This window comes from Microcoleus vaginatus HSN003 (assembly GCF_022701255.1).
GTDB lineage: Bacteria > Cyanobacteriota > Cyanobacteriia > Cyanobacteriales > Microcoleaceae > Microcoleus > Microcoleus vaginatus_B.
In genome coordinates this window covers 3,716,096-3,736,701 of sequence record NZ_CP031705.1, presented here as the reverse complement: position 1 = coordinate 3,736,701, position 20,606 = coordinate 3,716,096, and the positions used below count along the sequence as shown (strand labels likewise).

General features: G+C 45.9%; 22 protein-coding genes. 14 read left to right on the top strand and 8 right to left on the bottom strand.

Annotated features, from left to right (window positions below; all coding sequences use genetic code 11):
• The 3 genes from D0A37_RS16190 to D0A37_RS16180 all read right to left on the bottom strand — a co-directional run bounded on the left by D0A37_RS16190 (window position 1) and on the right by D0A37_RS16180 (window position 3,601).
• Window positions 1-2,661 carry a DNA polymerase III subunit alpha gene (locus tag D0A37_RS16190; RefSeq protein ID WP_242715853.1) on the bottom strand — a complete coding sequence of 887 codons (2,661 nt, stop codon included), beginning with the start codon at window positions 2,659-2,661 and terminating at the stop codon, window positions 1-3.
• 189 nt (window positions 2,662-2,850) lie between these two features.
• The gene (locus D0A37_RS16185) at window positions 2,851-3,270 is read right to left on the bottom strand and encodes a lysozyme inhibitor LprI family protein (protein WP_242715851.1); all 420 of its coding nucleotides are present in this window, start codon (window positions 3,268-3,270) and stop codon (window positions 2,851-2,853) included.
• Between the two features lie 16 nt (window positions 3,271-3,286).
• The gene (locus tag D0A37_RS16180; RefSeq protein WP_242715849.1) at window positions 3,287-3,601 is read right to left on the bottom strand and encodes a DUF2499 domain-containing protein; all 315 of its coding nucleotides are present in this window, start codon (window positions 3,599-3,601) and stop codon (window positions 3,287-3,289) included.
• 279 nt (window positions 3,602-3,880) lie between these two features.
• On the opposite strand from D0A37_RS16180, the gene csaB reads away from it, so the two are divergent.
• The 4 genes from csaB (at window position 3,881) to trmB (ending at window position 7,294) form a co-directional block, all read left to right on the top strand.
• Window positions 3,881-4,924: a polysaccharide pyruvyl transferase CsaB gene (gene csaB / locus D0A37_RS16175; protein ID WP_242715847.1), complete on the top strand. Its 1,044-nt coding sequence runs from the start codon at window positions 3,881-3,883 to the stop codon at window positions 4,922-4,924.
• Between the two features lie 31 nt (window positions 4,925-4,955).
• Window positions 4,956-5,708 carry a Uma2 family endonuclease gene (locus D0A37_RS16170; RefSeq protein ID WP_242715845.1) on the top strand — a complete coding sequence of 251 codons (753 nt, stop codon included), beginning with the start codon at window positions 4,956-4,958 and terminating at the stop codon, window positions 5,706-5,708.
• A 74-nt stretch (window positions 5,709-5,782) separates the two neighbouring features.
• The gene (locus tag D0A37_RS16165; protein WP_242715843.1) at window positions 5,783-6,502 is read left to right on the top strand and encodes a Uma2 family endonuclease; all 720 of its coding nucleotides are present in this window, start codon (window positions 5,783-5,785) and stop codon (window positions 6,500-6,502) included.
• A gap of 159 nt (window positions 6,503-6,661) precedes the next feature.
• Window positions 6,662-7,294 carry a tRNA (guanosine(46)-N7)-methyltransferase TrmB gene (trmB, locus tag D0A37_RS16160; protein WP_242715841.1) on the top strand — a complete coding sequence of 211 codons (633 nt, stop codon included), beginning with the start codon at window positions 6,662-6,664 and terminating at the stop codon, window positions 7,292-7,294.
• A 148-nt stretch (window positions 7,295-7,442) separates the two neighbouring features.
• Here the strand turns inward: trmB and D0A37_RS16155 are convergent, their stop codons facing one another.
• Window positions 7,443-8,903, bottom strand: a complete 1,461-nt coding sequence (locus D0A37_RS16155; RefSeq protein ID WP_445242407.1) for a dolichyl-phosphate-mannose--protein mannosyltransferase — start codon at window positions 8,901-8,903, stop codon at window positions 7,443-7,445.
• A 141-nt stretch (window positions 8,904-9,044) separates the two neighbouring features.
• Here D0A37_RS16155 and D0A37_RS16150 point away from each other — a divergent pair, with 141 nt between their 5' ends.
• Both D0A37_RS16150 and D0A37_RS16145 read left to right on the top strand, forming a co-directional pair.
• Window positions 9,045-9,185 carry a hypothetical protein gene (locus D0A37_RS16150; RefSeq protein WP_242715837.1) on the top strand — a complete coding sequence of 47 codons (141 nt, stop codon included), beginning with the start codon at window positions 9,045-9,047 and terminating at the stop codon, window positions 9,183-9,185.
• A gap of 55 nt (window positions 9,186-9,240) precedes the next feature.
• A complete protein-coding gene (locus D0A37_RS16145) occupies window positions 9,241-12,420 on the top strand; it encodes a CHAT domain-containing protein (RefSeq protein ID WP_242715835.1) in 3,180 nt (1,059 codons plus the stop codon).
• A 272-nt stretch (window positions 12,421-12,692) separates the two neighbouring features.
• Here the strand turns inward: D0A37_RS16145 and acsF are convergent, their stop codons facing one another.
• On the bottom strand, window positions 12,693-13,769 hold the full coding sequence (acsF, locus tag D0A37_RS16140; RefSeq protein WP_242715833.1) for a magnesium-protoporphyrin IX monomethyl ester (oxidative) cyclase: 1,077 nt from the start codon (window positions 13,767-13,769) through the stop codon (window positions 12,693-12,695).
• On the opposite strand from acsF, the gene D0A37_RS16135 reads away from it, so the two are divergent.
• The 3 genes from D0A37_RS16135 to rpmF all read left to right on the top strand — a co-directional run bounded on the left by D0A37_RS16135 (window position 13,770) and on the right by rpmF (window position 15,005).
• Entirely contained in the window at window positions 13,770-13,925 is a 156-nt protein-coding gene (locus tag D0A37_RS16135; protein ID WP_242715831.1) for a hypothetical protein, read from the top strand.
• A 249-nt stretch (window positions 13,926-14,174) separates the two neighbouring features.
• Complete coding sequence (locus D0A37_RS16130; RefSeq protein WP_242715829.1) at window positions 14,175-14,651, top strand: TM2 domain-containing protein; 477 nt, start codon at window positions 14,175-14,177, stop codon at window positions 14,649-14,651.
• Between the two features lie 180 nt (window positions 14,652-14,831).
• A complete protein-coding gene (rpmF, locus tag D0A37_RS16125) occupies window positions 14,832-15,005 on the top strand; it encodes a 50S ribosomal protein L32 (RefSeq protein WP_006632406.1) in 174 nt (57 codons plus the stop codon).
• 42 nt (window positions 15,006-15,047) lie between these two features.
• On the opposite strand, the gene queA is transcribed toward rpmF, so the two are convergent.
• Window positions 15,048-16,187 (bottom strand): tRNA preQ1(34) S-adenosylmethionine ribosyltransferase-isomerase QueA, encoded by a 1,140-nt coding sequence (queA, locus tag D0A37_RS16120; protein WP_242715827.1) that lies wholly within the window; start codon window positions 16,185-16,187, stop codon window positions 15,048-15,050.
• A 148-nt stretch (window positions 16,188-16,335) separates the two neighbouring features.
• On the opposite strand from queA, the gene D0A37_RS16115 reads away from it, so the two are divergent.
• Window positions 16,336-16,725, top strand: coding sequence for a hypothetical protein (locus D0A37_RS16115; protein ID WP_006632408.1), 390 nt, complete (start codon window positions 16,336-16,338; stop codon window positions 16,723-16,725).
• A gap of 197 nt (window positions 16,726-16,922) precedes the next feature.
• On the opposite strand, the gene D0A37_RS16110 is transcribed toward D0A37_RS16115, so the two are convergent.
• The gene (locus tag D0A37_RS16110) at window positions 16,923-17,516 is read right to left on the bottom strand and encodes a YraN family protein (RefSeq protein ID WP_242715825.1); all 594 of its coding nucleotides are present in this window, start codon (window positions 17,514-17,516) and stop codon (window positions 16,923-16,925) included.
• Window positions 17,517-17,530: 14 nt separating this feature from the next.
• Here D0A37_RS16110 and D0A37_RS16105 point away from each other — a divergent pair, with 14 nt between their 5' ends.
• From D0A37_RS16105 to D0A37_RS16095, 3 genes are all read left to right on the top strand, one after another.
• The gene (locus D0A37_RS16105) at window positions 17,531-18,046 is read left to right on the top strand and encodes a pentapeptide repeat-containing protein (RefSeq protein ID WP_242715823.1); all 516 of its coding nucleotides are present in this window, start codon (window positions 17,531-17,533) and stop codon (window positions 18,044-18,046) included.
• Window positions 18,047-18,344: 298 nt separating this feature from the next.
• Window positions 18,345-19,349, top strand: coding sequence for a DMT family transporter (locus tag D0A37_RS16100; protein ID WP_242715821.1), 1,005 nt, complete (start codon window positions 18,345-18,347; stop codon window positions 19,347-19,349).
• A 21-nt stretch (window positions 19,350-19,370) separates the two neighbouring features.
• The gene (locus D0A37_RS16095; protein WP_242715819.1) at window positions 19,371-19,889 is read left to right on the top strand and encodes an SET domain-containing protein-lysine N-methyltransferase; all 519 of its coding nucleotides are present in this window, start codon (window positions 19,371-19,373) and stop codon (window positions 19,887-19,889) included.
• 18 nt (window positions 19,890-19,907) lie between these two features.
• Here the strand turns inward: D0A37_RS16095 and D0A37_RS16090 are convergent, their stop codons facing one another.
• Window positions 19,908-20,210: a hypothetical protein gene (locus D0A37_RS16090; protein WP_242715817.1), complete on the bottom strand. Its 303-nt coding sequence runs from the start codon at window positions 20,208-20,210 to the stop codon at window positions 19,908-19,910.
• A 61-nt stretch (window positions 20,211-20,271) separates the two neighbouring features.
• Between D0A37_RS16090 and D0A37_RS16085 the strand changes: the two genes are divergently transcribed.
• Window positions 20,272-20,598, top strand: a complete 327-nt coding sequence (locus D0A37_RS16085; RefSeq protein WP_242715815.1) for a YnfA family protein — start codon at window positions 20,272-20,274, stop codon at window positions 20,596-20,598.
• Window positions 20,599-20,606 lie beyond the last annotated feature (8 nt).

Genomic DNA, 20,606 nt, shown 5'->3' with positions numbered 1-20,606 from the left:
TTATATATCTGAGCTAGAGTAGATTTGTTTTAAGTCTAATCCTTTTTCAAAGATTTCGTCAATGGGCAGCATTTGACCGCCAACAGTCATAAACTTGTGATCTTTTGTGGCGCGAATTATCGAGCCATCTTCCAGGCCATACTCAAAGACCTCCTGCTGCCCCCGGCGATGCCACTGTGCAATTGACTGTGTATAAATATAACCGTTGCTATCAACACTATAAACAGTACATTCAATTTTTTCCTCAACGATTTTGCCAATAGCCATCGGCCCATATTCCACCGTCAATATCTTCGTGTCATAGCTCAAGCAGTATTCCGCAAATTGCAGCATCTGCGCGAACAGTTTATCAGCAATTCTTTGACTGACTCCATTCTTAGTTGCCCCGTCGATAAACGTTTCTTTTTGCTTCTGCATTTCATCAGCTTTCTTCTTGCCCATTGCGCGCCGCAGCAAGTCAGCTTGACCCAAAGAATAGCCCGCCAAATCTTGAGCCATCCGCATAATTTGCTCTTGAAAGCAAAGCGTTCCGTAAGTCTCTTTTAAAATCGGCTCTAATAGCGGATGATCGTACTCAACTGTTTTACCGTGCTTGCAGTCAATAAACTGAGGAATCAAACCTGCATCCAGCGGCCCGGGTCGGTAAAGTGCCAAAATAGAAGAAATATCATCCAGACAGGAAGGTTTGAGTTTTTTCACTACATCCAGCATCCCAGAAGATTCTAACTGAAAAATACCTTCTAAATCTCCTCTTTCTAAAAGTTTATAAGTTTTATCTACATCATCCGGTAACTTTTTGATTCGGCCAAAAGTCTCTTGAGCTCTGCGCTCTATATCAGAAGGTAGCATTTCTGGATCGACAATTAGATTTTGGGTTTGCTTAATATAATCAACAGTTTTTTGGAGCGTTGTCAAATTTTTCAAACCCAGAAAATCCATTTTCAGAAGACCTAGTGCTTCCAAGTCTTCCATATAATACTGCGTAATTACAGCACCTTCGTTATTCTTTTGTAGCGGTACAATTTCATCGAGCGGGTCTGAAGAAATCACTACGCCTGCTGCGTGAACGCCATAGGTTTTGTTGGTTCCTTCAATGCGAATTGCCATGTCAATCCACTGACGAACAGGGACTTCGGTCCCTGTTTCTTCATTGATGCAAATTGTATTCTCGTAGTTGTCTTTAAATTCCGGTGCAGGTGTTTCACCGGAAATCATCACTTTAAGTTTTTCCGGTTTTCCCCGCGAGACGGGAATTAATTTTGCCATTTCGTCTGCTTTCTTGTAAGGAATGCCTAAGACTCTGGCAACATCTTTCAAGACAGCTTTTGATGTCATTCTGTTGAAAGTAATAATTTGCGCTACGCGCTCTTCGCCATACTTTTCAGTAACGTATTTAATCATGTCGTCCCGTCTTTCTATGCAGAAATCGCTATCGATATCTGGCATGGATTTGCGTTCTGGATTTAGAAATCGCTCGAATAGCAGTCCGTGATGCACGGGGTCAATATTAGTAATTTTTAAGACATAGGCAACTAGAGAACCTGCGGCGGAACCGCGTCCTGGCCCTACCGGAATGTGGTTGTCCCTGGCATATTTCATGTAGTCCCAAACTACTAAAAAGTAGGTGGAAAAACCCATCTGCTGAATCATTTTTAGTTCGTATTCCAGCCGATCTTTGTATACGGCGGGAATTTCAGTGCGGCTTCTAGCTTTGAGGCGTTCTAAGAGTCCTTTCCATGATATTTCTTCGACAAAAGTGTCTGCCGTGTGTTCTGGGGGAATTGGATAGTTGGGAATGCGGGATTCCCCCATGATGTCGTAAGATTTTACTTTATTTGCGACTTCTAAAGTGGTGTCGATCGCCTCTTTGATTGTTTCATCGTCCAAATGGTCTCGAAACAGTTGCGCCATCTCCGTAGCAGACTTAAGATACTCTGTGCCGCTGTAGCGCATCCGCTTGTCTTCTTCAATCAGTTTGTTGGTGTTAATGCACAGTAAAGCATCGTGTGCTTCTACGTCGTTGCAGGAAATATAGTGGGAATCATTTGTTGCAATTATTTTAATGTTGAGTTCGCGGGCAATTTTGACGATTTCAACATTAACAATCCGGTCTTCCTGGGAACCGTGGTCTTGAATTTCTATATAGTAATCTTCCCCAAATACTTCTTTATACCATGTGGCTACTTCACGGGCAGTATCTAGCTTGTTTTGCAGAATCATTTGGGGAACTTCGCCGCCCAAACAAGCACTGGTGACAATTAAACCTTCGGAGTATTGTTTGAGCAGTTCCTTGTTGATGCAAGGCCTGGCAAAAATACCTTTTTCTGGCATTCCCTTTAAATGGGAAATTGTGGTTAGTTTGACGAGGTTTTTATAACCTTGGGTATTTTTAGCTAAAACAACTTGATGGTATTTTCTTCTACCTCGAACTTTTACTTCAATGTCGCCGTTGACGACATACATTTCATTGCCAATAATTGGCTTAATATTTTTATTTCGGCAAACTTTGATTAGCTCGATCGCGCCGTACATCACCCCGTGGTCTGTAAGGGCGATCGCGGGCATCCCCAATTCCACCGCCCGTTCTGCGAGCTGTTGTAGCTGAGAAGCCCCATCTAGCAAGCTATAATCGCTGTGAATGTGCAAACCAACGAAGGACATAGGGATTTAAAATATAAGATTTGAGAATTTAGATTTTACACCATCGGCGTGTCAAAGGGTAAAATAAAAAACAAAGCTTTATATCACTCTTGAGTTGGTTTGTGCTGGGGCTTCTCGAACTGCAAAAGATGAGGTTGTCGCGGTATTGATGATTTAATGGGTAAATTCTTCTCGCTCGCGATCGAACTTTTACAAATTTGCTTGTTTCAAATAACTTTCCAAATCTTTAATCCGTTCTTGCGTCACTCTGGCCCTGCAATAACCGTAGGTAGAAGTAGCCAAACTACCGCCTTCAAACTGACCTTTTGCATAATCACAATTTTCATCTCGAAATTTAATCCAAGTACGCTGTGCCGCCGTCAATCTCTGCTTTTGTGTACTGCTGATTTTTGCTTGGAGTTGCTGATATACTTGATTGAGCCTTCTATCTGCTGCTTGGAACTCTTGACTGGAACAGACATTCATGTCTAGCGTAGTTTGAGGATTTTTGCAGTTAGGCTGTTGGGCGACTTGCAGGGGAATGTTGCTGGCTTTGCTGGGAAGCAAAAATCCGGCTGTCAACAAAAGCAAACTCGCCGCAAATTTTACGCAAATAGTGCTATTTTTCAATTAGTTTCTCCCTTTTTTAATCTTTAATTTTCTCTGCTGGCTGAGCCGATCGCCAAATCCACCAAGCCGCCGCCCACAAAGTAAAATTGCCGAAGAGAGTCATCGCCGCTTGCAGGGTAACAATCCATTCTAGGGCTGGGGAGTTGTCAAAATAGTGCCATGTACAGGCACACATAGCGCTGACGAGAGCGGGCAGCATTCCGGCGGAAAGGGCCCACCAAGCTCGGTTTTGAGTGACTTCGCCGTAAGTCCAAATTAACCAGATGGCGGCAATCCACTCGACGACGCTAGAGACGTGAATAATCCAGGTGGGAATTGACAAAGCGTGCATTTTTTGTATTCTGAACGAAGATGAAAGATTTATCTATCGGGACTTACGCAACTGTCATATTAAAGTATGATGCGTCATACAATTTTAGATTAGCGATTTGAGATTTTATTAGATTTGTGATTTTAGCTGACTGATGACGTAAAGCCTTGAAGCTTGCTGACAGTAACATTTTTTTTGGTAGTAGTATTATCAAATTTCAAATCTCAAAAAAATCTAAAATCCCAAATCTAAAATCTAAAATAGTTAGATTCCCCATCACAAACAAAGAAAAGAGTAGAAATGCGAGCAATTTTGTGCGGCTATTACGGTAAAGGCAACGGCGGCGACGAGGCGCTGTTGGCATCGCTACTGCAAATGTTACCAGATGGCGTGACGCCGATCGTGCTGTCTGGCAATCCTGTCGAGACAAATCAGCGTTACGGGGTAGCTGCGCGCGATCGCATGAATGCCTTCCAAGTTCTCGAAGCACTCCGCACATCCGACGCGCTAATTTGGGGCGGCGGTAGTTTAATCCAAGACGCTACTAGCCTTGCGAGCCCTTTCTATTATGGGGGTTTGATGGGATTAGCGCAGCGGATGGGCTTAAAAACTGTTGCCTGGGCCCAGGGAATTGGGCCTTTGAAGCGCGAAATGACTCGCAAGTTATCTCAGCGCTGTTTTGCTGGATGCACCGGCGTCAGCGTGCGGGATAAAGGTTCAGCTACTTTACTTGCAGATTGGCAAATTCCCTTTACTTTAGCGCCCGATCCTGTGTGGGCTTTGGAGAATTCTCCCGTGTCAGGTTTGTGGGATTTACCTGCGCCCCGAGTTGCTGTTTGTTTGCGTTCTCATTCTACACTAACTCCCGCGCGTTTGTCAATCTTAACTCAAGCTTTAGTTGACTTTCAAAAAGCAACTCGCACCTTAATTTTGCTGCTGCCTTTTCAAGCGTCTCACGACTTAGAAATTGCCCAACATTTGCACGAAGCGCTCCCCAAAAGGAGCCGCATCCTCAGTTTAGACGATCCGAGAAAATTGAAAGGAGTGTTCCGGGGAGTCGAAATGGCGATCGGGATGCGTTACCACAGTTTAATTATGGCAGCATCCGAAGAATGCCGCTGTTTTGCCCTCAGCTACGATCCGAAAGTCAGCCAGTTAATGGAAGAGCTAGAAATGCCAGGATACTTATTATCAGAATTGCCAGACGATCCTTATTTAATTAGCAAAACCTGGATGGAACACTATGCTAACGGCGACGCCTTATCGCCAGACAGGATAAAATTCATAGTAGAGCGATCGCTCTTTCATCGCGAAGTATTGCGAGCCGCGCTCCAGCAGTCTTAGTAATAGCACTCTCAATAAGAGGTAAAATACCGTGACAGTCAGTACAACCGACTTGAAAATTACCTGGGAAAAATTACCAGATGATTTCATTTTAGACGAGGAACCAGTGGAAAATATCGACCAACCCTTGCTAGCCGCCGCCTTGCGAGAAATCTTAGAAATCGCGGGGCTAATAGTAGCAGGAATATTAATTGCCTCAAATATGGGGATTTGTGCGACTGTAGATAGCAAGCTAGTTATTAAAGCTCCCGATTGGTTTTATGCCCGCAACGTACAGCCGCTTTCTAGTCAAGAAATTCGTCGCAGTTACACTCCCAACTTAGAAGGCGAAATTCCGGCGATCGTCATGGAATTTTTATCAGCTACTGCCAACGAAGAATATTCTCAAATAGAAGATTATCCACCCGGAAAATGGTATTTTTACGAGCAAATATTGCGAGTGCCAAATTATGTAATATTTCAACCTGCCACAGGAAGGCTAGAAATTAACCAGTTGAATTCATCAGGAAAGTATCAATCACAGCAGCCCGATCCAAACGGCCGTTATTGGATTCCTGGAGTGGGATTATTTCTGGGTGTTTGGTATGGCACAAAAGCCGAAAGAACCGGATATTGGTTGCGGTGGTGGGATGAAAGCGGCGAGATGTTATTGTGGGGTGCAGAAATGGTAGAAAGAGAAAGGCAAGAAAGAGTAATCGCTCAACAGCAAGCCGAACAAGAACGAGAACGATCGTCCATATTGGCCGCACAATTAAGAGCATTAGGCATTGAACCAGAAGCTTAAAAAATAGGCGATGCTATTCGATCGAAAATCAGGGCCAGCAGTTCCACAGCATTCTTACTAAGAGGTAAAATACCATGACATTCAATCCAATGAAATTCAAAATATCCTGGGAAAAATTGCCAAAAGATTTCATTTTAGACGAGCAACCCCTGCAAGATATCGACCAGCCTTTGCTCGCCGCCGCCTTACGGGAAAGCTTAGAAATTGCGGGGCTAATTTTGGAGGGAACATTAGTTGCGTCTCATCTGGCGATTTGTGTAACTTTCAACGATAAGCTAGTTATAAAAACTCCCGATCTGTTTTATGCCACCAACGTACAGCCCCTTCCCGATCGAGAAATTCGCCGCAGTTATACCCCCAACCTAGAAGGAGACATTCCGGCAATTGTCATGGAGTTTTTGCCATATAATCCTCCTAGTTATCAGGATGAATATTCGGCAAAACAAACTTATCTCCCCGGAAAATGGCATTTTTATGAACAAATATTGCAAGCTCCAATCTATGTAATTTTTGAACCTGCGATCGGATATTTAAAAGTATATCATTTAAATTCACCAGCCCAGTATAAAAAACAGCAACCCGATGCAAACAATCGTTATTGGATTCCGCGAGTGGGATTATTTCTAGGTATTTGGCAGGGAACCAAAGCCGAAAGAACCGGATATTGGTTGCGGTGGTGGGATGAGAGCGGAGAGATGTTATTGTGGGGAGCAGAGATGGTAGAAAGAGAACGGCAGCGAGCCGATCGACTAGCTGCACAATTAAGAGCAGCAGGCATGGAACCAGAGGCCTAATGCAATAATGAGCAATTTAAAATTGTCCCTCTGCAATTTAAGATTGCTCATTAATTAAAAAGTATTGAACAACATCGCAAAAACCAATATTTATCTGCGTAAATCCACGTTCATCTGCCTTCATCAGCGGTTAAAAATTACATTCAGGAGACAGCAAAATTGGCAAGAGTAAGAGTGCGGGAACACGTCAATCCCCTATCAATTAGATATCAAGCATCTGCAAGTCCCCCGGATTGGACTAAAATCTATGCCGACTTAAATTTACCGCTGCATTTAGATATCGGCTGCGGCAGAGGACGGTTTTTGTGGCACATGGCGCAAATCCAAACAGACTGGAACTTTCTCGGATTAGAAATTCGGGAACCTCTGGTAGAAGAGGCGAATCTTTGGCGGGACGAAAAAGGCTTGACAAATTTGCACTATTTATTTTGCAATGCGAATAGTTCTCTCAAACCCATCTTAGAAACTTTACCCGCTGGCACTTTGCAGCGAGTTAGCATTCAATTTCCCGATCCCTGGTTCAAGAAAAAGCACCATAAACGGCGGGTGGTGCAGCAGGAATTAGTCAACGAACTGGCAACTTATCTGGCAATTGGCGGCGAAGTTTTTATCCAGTCAGATATTGAGGAAGTAGAAAGCGAAATGTGCGATCGCTTTTCATCTCACCCCAGTTTTAAACGTCAAAATGGTGGCGAATGGTTAGCAGAAAATCCCCTGCCTGTGGCTACAGAAAGAGAAATTGCGACTCTGAAACGGGGCGAACCAGTTTATCGAGCACTCTATCAAAAATAATGCTCGCTTTTGCAAACTCACCTTTGTGGTAAATGTTATAAATCACATCTTGCACCTTGGTTAGGAACAGGCAAGATGCCTGTTCCACAAAACTTAATTTTCTTGTGGAACGGGCATCTTCCCCGTTAATAAAAGAATTATTCCTAGCTTAAACCCAAGACGCCAGCCACATCCTAATTTTCCATTCTATTTGCGACAAAGGCAGTCCCAAATAGATAGGCATCCAGAAAATAAAAGCACCCAAAACCAGAAAAATAATTGTTACCCCCATCCCTCGGAGTCGAGTTTGAGGGCTGTGCAGCCACCTGTCAACCCACCAAGCAAGTGCTAAGGCTGCAAACACAGAACAGCCCATATAATGGTACAAAAATATGCAGCGAGTCACCTTCACCCAAGGCAGCAAATTAGCGGCCCAATTAACAATTAAATATAACGCCAGCCACATTTCAGCAGTCGGCGGAAACAAAATCGGTCGCTGCTTTTCTATCGTGTCAACAGAAGCCTCGCTGCGCGTTTGCAGCCACACCAAAATCCGGTGAACTAAAACTCCTATTACTAGCAGTAAAGCTAAGGTTGACAGCCACCAAAGCAATGGATTTCCCATTGCGTGAACGTCGAAAATTGCCTGAGTTGCACCTTCAGGTAAAGGCGGCAAAACCGGATCTGGTTGGGCATTGCTGCTAGCAGTTTTGTAGAAGTAAACTATGGGGCGCAGCATCAAAGGCCAACTGTACCACGTGGAACAGTAAGGATGTACATCTGGGCCGCTTTTAATCCGCTGATGATAAGTCAAAATTTCCGTTTGCATCTGCCAGAAATTGGGAGTTGGATTAAAGTGCAGGTGAGGAATCCAAGAGATGCTGTAAACTAAAATAGGAATAATAGCTAGACTTAAGCAGAGTTCTATAAAATTGAGTTTAGTCAGTTTTTGTACGGGACTTTCGGCAGGAATTAGAGGTGAATTTACCTCGCGGCTTTGTTCTTCATTTCCTCTGTTACCCTGGATAAAACGAACTGCCCAAGCACAGATTAAAATTAGATAAGTACCGAAAAGAAACCATAATCCGTTCCATTTGATAGCCGCAGATGCGCCGAAACCTATCCCGGCGAGTACCAGCCAAACCCAGCGCTTTTTGCCTTCGGCTTGTACTGATTTAAAAATAAATAACTGACCTAAAATTCCAAATACAACCAGATAAATGTTGTTCAGCGCGTAGCGAGACTCAACTAAAAACAGACCGTCGCAGGCGATAAATAAAGCAGCAATAAAAGCAAAGGTGAGGCGCGGAACTAGCTGATAAGCCAGGGCTCCCACAACTAGCGGAATAAAGGAACCTGTGAGAGCATTCAGCCAGCGGTAATCCCAAGGGGAAAGCAGGGAACCGGCCATACTGTTGACGGCGGTTTTTCCGAAGGGAAGGTGAGTTCCGATCCAAATGCCGATCGCAATTATGTACTGGCTCAGAGGCGGGTGAGCGTTGAAAAAAGGAGTTTTTGTCAGATAATTGTTGGAAAATTTAGCGTAGTAAACCTCGTCAAATACTAAAGTGTTAAATCGCTCCAGTTCCCAAAAGCGTAGTGTTAAGGATAGGAGGAAGAGAACGAACATTCCTAAGCAAAAAACTAAAGTAGATCTGTTGAATTGTTTTTTGTTGATTTTCATAAAACAGCAGTAAATAGTAAAGGCTAGATTGGAGGGCGATCGCTAATTTAAAAATACTGAGTTGAGAATAGCGTAAAAATTACAATTATGACTTTTAACCTTCGCGGAGGCAAATCCGATGCGGGCGATCGCGCTTGGAGAATGCGGCACTACGTGCAGCGGCATATTGTGCGATCGCACAATATGCCCCCGACGCAATCGGCACGCAGCCCGGGAAAGCGCACCTGACAAGCTGCGATCGACTATGATACCGGTTAACAAGGTCTTGTTTGAGCAGGTATTTATGAATATCACACTTTGGGTTTGGGGGATCGCTGTAGGTGCGAGTATCCTGCTAGGAGTCCCGGCGGTAGCTGCGCCCAGTGTTATAAAAATGAGCCAAGGGGTATCGCAGCAGTCCGGGGAAAACCGGGTGGCGGATGCTCAAAGAGCTTTTACAGAAGGGGATCAACTGTACCAGCAGGGGACGGCGGAATCTTTAAGAAAAGCGATCGCCAAGTTTGAAGAACTATTAAAGCTGTATCGGCAAGCGGGCGATCGCGCTGGGGAGGCTACCACCCTCCACAGCATCGGCAAAGTATACTCAGATTTGGGAGAAAAACAGAAAGCGCTAGAGTATTACAGCCAGTCCCTTCCCCTGAGTCGGGCAATAGGCGATCGTTCAGGGGAAGCTGTCACCCTCACCAACATCGGCAGAGTCTACTCAGTTTTAGGAGAAAAACAGAAAGCCCTAGACTATTACAATCAGTCCCTTTCTGTGAGCCGGGTAATAGGCGATCGCCAGAAAGAAGCCTACAACCTTCTAGGTATTGGCATGATCTACGCAGAATTTGGAGAACAGCAGAAAGCGCTAGAGTATTACAATCAGTCCTTTTCTTTGAGCCAGGAAATAGGCGATCGCCGTTGGCAAGCTTTCACCCTGATCGTCGTTGGCAATGTCTATTCAGGTTTGGGAGAGAAACAGAAAGCCCTAGATTATTACAACCAATCTCTTCCCCTCAGTCGAGAAACAGGCGATCGCTCTGTTGAAGCCTTCGCCCTGATTTGTGCTGGTAGAGTCTACTCAGAATTGGGAGAAAAACAAACAGCCTTAGACTCTTACAACCAGTCCCTTAAATTGTTCCGGGCTATAGGTGAACGCGAACAAGAAGCTCGTACCCTTAACTACATAGGTATTGTCTATTCAGAGTTGGGAGAAAAACAGAAAGCCCTAGAGCATTACGGCCAGTCTCTTCCCATCAGCCAAGCTGTGGGCGATCGCTCTGGGCAAGCTGTTACTCTAATCAGCATTGGCCATGTCTACTCAGAATTGGGAGACCAACAGAAAGCTTTAGAGTATTACAGCCAGTCCCTTGCAATTTTCCAGATTCTAGGCGATCGATCCTCAGCAGCAACCACTCTCACCAGCATTGGCATTGCCTACTCAGAATTAGGAGACAAAGAGAAAGCCTTAGAATATTTTAACCAATCCCTTATCCTCAAGCGAATAGTAGGCGATCGCTCTGGAGAAGCTCGCACCCTCACTGGCATTGGTAACATATACGCAGAATTAGAAGACCAACAAAAAGCCCTAAACTATTACAATCAGTCTCTTTCTTTGAGCCGGGAAGCACGCGATCGCCAAAGAGAAGCCTACAGCCTTATAGGTATCGGCAGGAGCTACGCAGAATTAGGAAACAAAGAGAAAGCATTAGAGTATTTCAATCACTCCCTTCCTCTGAGTCAAGCCACCCTCGATCGCTCTTTAGAAGCTCTTACCCTCTATAGTATTGCTACTATCAAACGTGACTCTGGTAATCTTAACGAAGCTCTCACTGAGATTGAAGCCTCCCTCAAAATTATTGAAAGCCTTCGCACCAAAATTGCCAGCCCAGAACTCCGCACCTCATACTTTGCCACCGTACAAAACTATTACCAGTTCTACATTGACCTGTTAATGCAACTGCACAAAACGCAACCCAAATCTGGTTATGATACCAAAGCCTTTGAAGCCAGCGAACGTTCCCGCGCCCGCAGTCTCCTCGAACTTCTGCAAGAAGCAAATGCCGATATTCGCCAAAGTGTCGCCCCTGAATTATTGCAGCGAGAACGCAGTGTGCAACAGCAACTCAATGCCCTTGAAAAACGGCGCGTCGAAGTTCTCAATCGCCCCAACTACACTCCCACCCAAGAAGCAGAATTAGAACAACAACGGCAAACTTTAATCGCACAATATCAGGACATTCAAACACAAATCCGCGCTACTAGCCCCCGGTACGCAGCCCTCACCCAACCGCAACCTCTAACGCTTGCACAAATTCAACAACAAATCCTCGATGAGAATACAATGTTACTTCAGTATTCTCTAGGGAAAGAGCGCAGCTATCTCTGGGCTGTCACCAAAACCAGCATCACCACTTATGAATTACCAAAAGCTGCCGACATCCAGACAAATGCCAGAAAATTCCGCGATGCTGTCACAGCTCCAAGTTCCCGAAACAGCCCGAATCAAATCGCCCAAGCCAACGATGCTATCAGTCAAATTATCTTACAGCCGGTTGCTGCCCAACTCGGTCAAAAGCGCCTGCTGATTGTTGGCGATGGCATTCTCAATTACCTCCCCTTTGCTGCCCTTTCCCTCCCCAGAAAATCTGGTGAAAATGGGAATCCGCCTTTAATAGTAGACCATGAAATCGTGCTGCTGCCTTCCGCTTCCACCTTGGGAATATTAAGACAAAACTACAGTGACAGACAACCTCCTACTCGGACTTTAGCGATTCTCGCCGATCCAGTTTTTAGCGCTAACGATGAACGAGTCAAAAACCAGTCAACCGCCACCAATCTGCAAGCAATAGAATCAGTAAATCTGGGTCTAAGCCGCTCTGGTCGCGACAATAACTTACAGTTGAGCCGTTTAAAATTCACTCGCCAAGAAGCTCAAATCATTCAAGCGTTAGTACCAGCTAATTTTCGCACCGAGTCTTTGGATTTTGAAGCCAGCCGCGCCGTCGCAACCAGTCAGAACTTAAGCCAATATAAAATCATTCATTTTGCCACTCACGGTTTAGCGAATAGCACTAACCCGGAACTATCGGGAATCATCTTGTCACTGGTAGATGAAAAGGGCAATCCCTTAAACGGATTCCTGCGACTTACTGATATTTTCAATCTCAAATTAGCAGCAGATTTAGTAGTGTTAAGTGCCTGTCAAACCGGAATGGGGCAGAACATTCAAGGCGAGGGCATGGTAGGATTAACACGGGGATTTATGTATGCAGGGGCTCAGCGAGTGGTGGTGAGTTTGTGGAGTGTGGACGATGAAGGAACGGCTACCTTAATGTCGAGTTTCTATCAGGGAATGCTGCAAAAAGGGTTAACGCCAGCCGCAGCATTGAGGGCGGCGCAACTGGAAATGTTGAAGCAGGAAGAGTGGCGTTCTCCTTATTATTGGGCGGCTTTTACGCTTCAGGGCGAATGGCGATAACTTCTATGGACAACAGTTATGATATCCAGTCAGGTTAATTGCTGATAAAACCTATACGGCCATCGGGCATCGGGCTTGCCATGAACAACCTTCTTCCTTCTTCCTTCTTCCTTCTTCCTTCTTCCTTCGTGCCCTACCCTTCGGGAACGGCTTCGCCGAACGCGTCTTCGCGGTTCAATAATACTAATTCTTCCGACCCGAAAGGAGCAATTATAAAAAAAGCGGCTCCGCTTGTCGCAGAACCGCCGTCACAGAGGATGAAAAATCAAAACTTAACGGACTGCACCCTGTACTGAAGGTGATTCAATTGTCTTCATGAGGTACAGCTTCAACAACTGCCAGCCGTTCGACAAATACAAAGGCAATTTTTGGAAGAATTGCAAGAATTTCGGAGTATTAGAAGCAACAATTGCAGTCAACTGCTGATTGTTCTTGAGGCAAACATCCAGCCGTTCATAAAACTCTGGGTTGTTCACGTCCAGCATGACGGGGAATACGCGGCCGGCTGTTTCGTTGGTCTTTTTAATCACTTCAATGTCGTATTCGCGAGCATCAAGACCGAGCGATCGATAAAAACCGGCGCGCTGGATATCATTGAGATACATTGTCGCGAACACTGACAGCAAGAAGAAACGGCACCAAAGCTTAGCGCGCCAATCGTTCAACATCTGAGGCTGAGCTCTCATCACCGCATCAAAGAAATCTCCGTGGCGGTTTTCATCCTGGCACCAATTTTCAAAGAATCGGAAAATCGGATAAATCTGGTCTTCAGGATGCGCTTTTAAGTGCTGATAAATCGTGATGTAGCGCCAATAACCGATCTTTTCAGACAAGTAAGTCGCGTAGAAAATAAACTTCGGCTTAAAGAATGTGTAACTGCGGCTCTTTGTCAAGAAACCCAAATCTAGGGACAAATTAAAGTCCGAGAGAGCTTTGTTGAGGAATCCGGCGTGCCGCGCTTCGTCCCGCGACATCAGCAAGAAACCTTCGGCCAGCACTGGATTTTTGTCCTTGAGCTTGCGTGCCAATTCTTTGTAGAGCAAGAAGCCAGAAAACTCAGCGGTGCAAGAGCGTTCCAGGAATTCAATGAACAATTGGCGCTTTTCGCCGTCGATGTGTTCCCAAGATTGCTCGAACTCGGCATCACGCACGAAGTGGTTTTTGTTGTAGTCAACGCGGAACTCTTGGATAATTGCTTTTAGTTCGGCTTCATTTACCGAGATGTCCATTTTGGCCATCTCGTCAAAATCTGTTGTGTAAAATCTCGGCGTGAGAATAGTTTCTTTGGCTGGGGCTTTCACTCCCGGCCGCAGTTCTTCAAAAGTGGGTTTTTTGAGGGAATCTACCATATGTTTATTGGATTTCTGCTTATAACTACTCGCTTGTTTCCATTGTCGGGTACTGCGGGCGATCGCGCTCGTGTATGTCCGGCCAGCGCTGGTGACGCGCTCGGTTTGGCGCTCGGTTTGGCGCTCCCTGTGGAATCCAGTTCTAAGCTGCTGTAATTTCCACGCCCTCCAGTTTACCAAGCTGTCGCCCCCGGAAATATGTTGCTGGCGTTAAGAATTGCTACGCAGAATTACTCATGGGCTTCCAGACAGAAGGTATTGGGAAACCAAATACGGCCTTTTGTCAGTTTATTAGGATACCGCACAAATAAATTCCCCTGTAAAGCTGTTTAAACACCACATAGAAAGTACAAAATGTATAGAGGGACTCCAATTCTTAGAATAATCACGCAGGACGGTCAGAAAATGAGCAATTTAGGTGTTAGTTACCTTTTATGGGCAGCTTGTTTTTTCGGCCCCTTCGGACTCCACCGCCTCTACAACGGCAAGATTGGTACGGGTTTGCTGTGGCTGTTTACCTTTGGTTTGTTTGGGTTTGGGCAATTGTTTGACTTGCTGCTGCTGCCGAACATGGTGGACGAACACAATGCCAGTCTCAGGGGCAAACTCGGCGTATCTCGCGAAGGTATACCGCTATATCCCAGCAACGGGGCGATCGCCGCGACATATCCCAAGCCAACTCCAGACCAGTTAGGGGTTAAACTCCTGAAGGCAGCTTATACCAAGAACGGAAGATTATCTGTCACCCAAGGGGTGATGGCAACCGGCGCTACTTTTGCCGAAGTTGAAGAGGCTTTCACGGCAATGCTCAAAACAGGTTATGTGAGTATCGAGAACGATGCCGTAACTGGGGTCGTGATCTACCACTTTCACGAACTTTAGCTGCTGCGGGTGCGTGATCTAGGGGATTTTGTCTATTTTTCCAGAAGCTAATCGCTGACGCACCCTACTACTTGATATTGCTGAGCGAGCAGTTATTGCAGTTTTTCGAGTAAGCATTGCCGGCAAAATCGGCTAGAATGTTTGTTTGTCTATATAAGCAAGCACAAAGTATTTAGCGTCATGGCAGTCCCTAAGAAGAAAACCTCCAAATCCAAGAAGAATATGCGTAAGGCCACATGGAAGCGCAAAGCTGTAGTGGCAGCTCAGAAAGCTCTGTCTCTGGGCAAATCTGTTCTGACTGGGCGTTCCAACAGCTTCGTGTATCCCGGCAATGAAGAAGAGGAGGAAGAATAGAAACGGAATACCGGGCATGGGGCGAACCCGATGCCCGATCGATCAATCCTTTTTTGCTGTTGGTAAAATCAGCATGGCATCGCCAAAGGAATAAAAGCGGTACTGTTGCTCGATCGCTTCTCGGTACAAATCCAACAGCCGAGGCCTTCCAATCATCGCACTTATCATCATCATCAAAGTAGAGCGGGGCAAGTGAAAATTGGTAATCATCCCCTCTACAACCCGCCACTTGTAACCAGGGTAGATAAACAAATGGGTCGGGCCGCAAAAAGGTTGCAAGGAAAAATCGCCACTCGCGGCGGCGGCTCCCTCTAAAGCTCGCACTGCTGTAGTACCCACGGCAATGATCCGCCCGCCTCTGGCTTTAGTTTCCCGGATTTTCTCAACGGTGGCGGGGGGTACTTCCACCCATTCGCCGTGCATTTTGTGAGCCGTCACGTCTGTTACCTCCACCGGGCGAAACGTCCCTACTCCGACGTGTAAGGTGACAAAAGTTTTTTCGATTCCCCGCTGTTCCAAGCGGCTGAACAATTCTTCGGTGAAGTGCAGGCCTGCTGTGGGGGCCGCCACCGCCCCAAGCCGATCGGCATAAACAGTCTGGTACTGTTCGGCTGAAGCTTGGGAATTGTCGATATAGGGCGGCAGGGGTACGTGGCCGTATTCGTCTAAAAACTTCACCAGATTCTCATCTGTGGGGATGTCAAACTCCAGCAGCCGTCCCCCTGTGGCGTCGTCCCTCTCTATAACTGTCGCAGTCAATCGACGACGATCGGGCATCGTGGCATCGGGAAGGCAAGAGCAAGGAGCTGTGGTTGAGTGCTCACAGGTAGGGGCGATCGGCTCAAATTCAATTTTTGCTCCCAACTTTAAGCGTTTCCCCGGTTTAACCAAAGCCAGCCAGCAGTTGTGCTGCCGTTCTTCCATTAACAATATCTCCACAGCCGGGCCGTTCGGTTTGTGCCCGTAGAGCCTCGCCGGCAGCACGCGGGTGTTGTTCAGTACCAGCAAGTCTCCTGGTTCCAGCAAATCTGGCAAATCCCGGAAAATCCGGTGTTGCTGGCTGCTGGGAGAATCTACAGCCAGCAAGCGAGAACTGTCCCTCGGCACTACGGGATTTTGGGCAATGCGTGAGGGCGGAAGTTCGTAGTCGTAGCCGTCCAAAGACCAGTCCATTTCTGTCATCAAGTGAATTCCTATCAAATCAATCTGTCAACTAGGTAACAAATTGGGTAAAAACCCCCATTCAAAGTCGGGTGCTTTTCCCCTTGTGGTGGCGGGTATAGCCCGCGAGGATAGAGGTATAGCATCAGCTTTGCTCATAAGGATCGTTATGGAATACCTCTACTACATCGCCAATACTAGCCTTACTCTGAGAGTCGTGGATTACCTACGCACGGCTCATCATCTTCCCTTGCAATTTATCACTGTTATTCACCAAATTGACGGCTGGGTGGTAAAGGTGAAAATGAGCCAATATTTAACACCCGAAATGCACGGGGATTTTCGGGCTTTTATGAACGAACTCGGGATTCCTTACGATCCTGAAATTCGCTTGCAAATGGCGCTTTGGAGTTTGGAAACCGGACAGTCCCCACTGAGCGTGATGCGTCGCTACCAGGTGGCAGTGGTTTGTCACGGCAGCCCTGACCGCAAAGAAATTGAAGCGTTTCGCCAGCAGTTTGTCAAGGGTCTGGGATATTGCCCGGAAACCCTGGCCTAGATTGCTACCCATATAAATTAACTGTGATGACAGAACAGGAGAGCGAGAGAAGGGGAAAGCGACCGAAGATTTAACGCTTTTTTCTGCTCCGTTAAATCTCAAGAGAAAAATTCGCGAAGCCTAGGCAAGTTAACAATTAAAAATTACCGAGTCGCATTGCTTTGAGATTTTACCCTCTCATTTTTAATTATATATTTTTAATTGCTAAAAGCCGAGCAAATGTATTCTTGCAGGGTGAGTCGGTAGTTTTCTGCAACGGCGGATTGAGAGCTCGCTGCTGTTAATGGTGGTAATATTGGCTTAGTGTTTGGTCGAGAAGGTTCGCACCTGACTAAGGCGACATCAAAGCGACAAGAATTATTTGCTAAATCTGGGTGAGTGCTTAAAAATATTTCGGCTGTTTGCCAAAGTTTGGCTTGTTTTGTGGTAGTAACAGCTAGCATTCCACCAGCATCCCAATTTCCCCGGCGGCGAGTTTTTACCTCTACAAATGCTAATGTTGGGGATGTGTGATTGGGAAGACCTCGGTTTTTTGCGCTTTGTTCATCTCTTCCAAGTGCGATGATGTCAATCTCTCCCCAGCGACAGTGCCACTGCCGGTGCAAAATTTCCCAGCCTTGCTGCTGCAACCACTCGGCGACTAAGTTTTCTCCCAATGTGCCGATATCCCGAGAGTTTAGGGATTGGGGGCAATTGGAGTCAGCCGTCGCTAACAGGCGATTCCCTACGGGATAGCTACGCTTGACGCCCTTTCTGGTAGAATTCAATTCTGAACTGTCACGACTGCCCATTAGCTTGAACTTGTATGATGATTTCTCGAATTCGCCAAAATATTTATACTTTCTTGCTGAGTTTTGTTATTTTAGCAGTAATTGCCGCTGGGGCGATCGGCATTAATCCCGCACCTGCTTTCGCTTTGGATCACGATAAAGAAATCCTAGTAGGCGCTGATTTTACTGGCCAAGTTCTGACTGACGACAGCTTTAATAAAGCCAATCTTCGCAACAGCAATTTTACTAATGCAGATTTGCGAGGCGTCAGCTTTTTTGCGGCCAATATGGAAGAAGCAAATTTAGAAGGCGCTAATTTCACGGGTGCTACTTTAGATTTAGCTCGCATGATGAAAGCAAATTTAACTAATGCTATCCTTGAGGGTGCTTTCGCTTACAATACCAGGCTGGAAGGAGCTATCATTGACGGTGCTGATTTTACAGAGACACTGCTGCGAGACGATATGATAGAAAAACTTTGTAAAGTGGCAAAAGGTACTAATCCGGTGACAGGTAGAGATACTCGCGAAACTCTTTTTTGCGATTATTAAAAACCTAATTAAACCAAACTTACCCCGCACGCGGGGTAACTTCCATGTAAACCCTCTGGCAGTAGGGATCTCGGGCTTGAGCCACGACCCGATACATGACTACAATATCAGCGAAACCCCCAGCAAATCGAAGGCTTTATGATGTAAACGAGTGGGCGTCGTCAGGCAGAAACTAACTGCAACACCCCCTAGTTTAGGCTGCATTCGAGTTTAAAATATTGATATTTCTTACTCTAGTCAACCTCTTTACGGTTAACTAACGGAATTTAGTTCTATTGCTAATCGATTAGGCTACTCAATGACTACAGAATTAAATAGTGGTTCTCAAAGATCGCCAAACACTCTCCATGCTTGGGGTATAGCAGTGTTGGTGCTTGTCACCCTAATCTGGGGTACAAGCTATCCGGTTATCAAGGGAGCTCTCAGCAGTCTTTCTCCTTCTGCAATATTTGCAACCCGCTACGTAATAGCAGCGTTGCCGTTTACCCCTTATTTGCGCTTCCTGAATTTTTCCCTGCTACGGGATGGAGTTTTCTTATCACTCATACTGTTTCCTGCATCAGTCCTCCAAACCGTTGCCCTTGAGACGACTTCTGCCGATCGTGCTGCGTTCATTGCCAGTTTCAACGTCATCCTAGTTCCTCTGCTAGGGCAACTGCTAGGTCGGCAGGTGTTCCCAAAAACTTTCCTCGCCGCAGGAATTGCCATCTTTGGCATTGGAGTGATGTGTTGGGAGAGTGAACAGCTAGTGATCGGCGATCTGTTGATCTTGGGCAACGCCTTCCTCTACTCGATCTACACTCTTAAGCTTGAGTCCACCACGTTGCGCCACCCCATTTTGCCACTCGCCGCGATCCAGCTTTGGGTAATAACAATATTTTCTTTAATTTGGGCCGCTCCAGACCTGCTTACACAACAGGAGGCAATTGGCGCGAATCTGGGTATTCTTTTATATATTGGCTTATTTGATACTGCTGCTACGATTGTGCTCCAAGTAGTGGCTCAACGATGGGTTAACGCTTACCAGACGGCGCTAATTTATACGCTAGATCCGATTTTCGCAGCGATTTTCTCGTTTCTATTACTGGGAGAGAAACTTGGAATACGCGGTGTGATTGGCGCAGCTCTTGTAGTGGTGGCAATGGTTTTTGGTCAAAGCAAATCTCAGGACGCTGAACACAATGGCGAAATCCAGGTTAACGAGTCCATTGTCGCAGCGCTGTCAGATTCGGATACTGAGCCCATTAACGCTCCAGTTTCGCTTCCGAGCGCTAACGCCGTGGAATTAGAATTAGATTTGTAATTTGTATTAAGAGTGAGGAAAATGGGTTTGGATATTTTCATCCAGCAAACAGAGAAAGGTAGAGGCGTTTTTGCCAGCCGAGGCTTTCGTAAAGGTGAGACTGTGGTGGTTGGACGCCGAGTCGATATCTTGCCCGAAAGAACTACTCACTCGATTCAAATGGACTTTGATCTGCATATAAAATTAGATGAACCGGCATTATTGATCAATCATTCTTGTAGCCCAAACACAGGGGTTCGGAATAATCAATTCGGAGCCTACGATTTCGTGGCATTGGTTGATATTCCTTCGCGAAGCGAAATTACATGGGATTACTCTACAACAGAGTACACTTTCATTGACATTCCCAAATGTTGTTGTGGCTCCACCGAATGTCGATCAAAGCTCCTTGGATATAAATTTCTCCCAGACGAAATCAGGAAAACGTATGGTGAGTTTATCGCCGATTACCTCAGAGTAACGGCACCTGAAACGGAATTTCCCCCGCGTGCTCTTAAAGTTCCTAGTATTGCCCCCATCAGTAGGGATCTCGGGCTTTAGCCCCCACCGGATACATGACTAGAATGTCAGCGGAACCCCCAGCAAATCGAAGGCTTTCTGCTGTAAAGGAGTTGCCGTCGTCAGGTCGAAACTAACTGAAACACCCGCTAGTTTAGGCTGCACTCGATTTTTAGCGATCGTCGATAAATTAGTCACTAACGTCCGAAAAATTTGAACGGGAAACTTCTCCAAAGTACGTTTTGTTGAAGCTTGGAGTGTAGCCGGAGTGGCAGACAAAACCTGGACAACCACCGAATCAGACTCCCAAGGCTCTAACCACTCGTCATCCTCGAATAACAACAATGCTAATGGCGATCGCATATGCCCGTTACGTAAGCCCTGTATAGTAATTAAGCTCTTGTGTTTAAAGGTCAAGCTGAATATGCAGACGTTTATCTTCTTCTTACTTGCTGGCCTGGGAGAAATCTCTGGCTGCTATGCCTTTTGGGCGTGGTTGAGACTTGGCAAAAGCATATTTTGGATTATCCCAGGTATCTTAGCCCTGATGATCTACGCTTTTTCTCTCACCAAGGTAGACACCTCAAATGCTGGTAGGGCATACGCTGCCTACGGCGGGTTTTACATCCTCTTATCCTTGTTCTTGTTGTGGCTAGTTGAAGGTGTGAAGCCGGATAAGTGGGACTTGCTTGGCGTTACATTCTCTCTAGTGGGAACAATCGTGATCTTGTTCGGCCCACATCGCCAATAATAGACTGA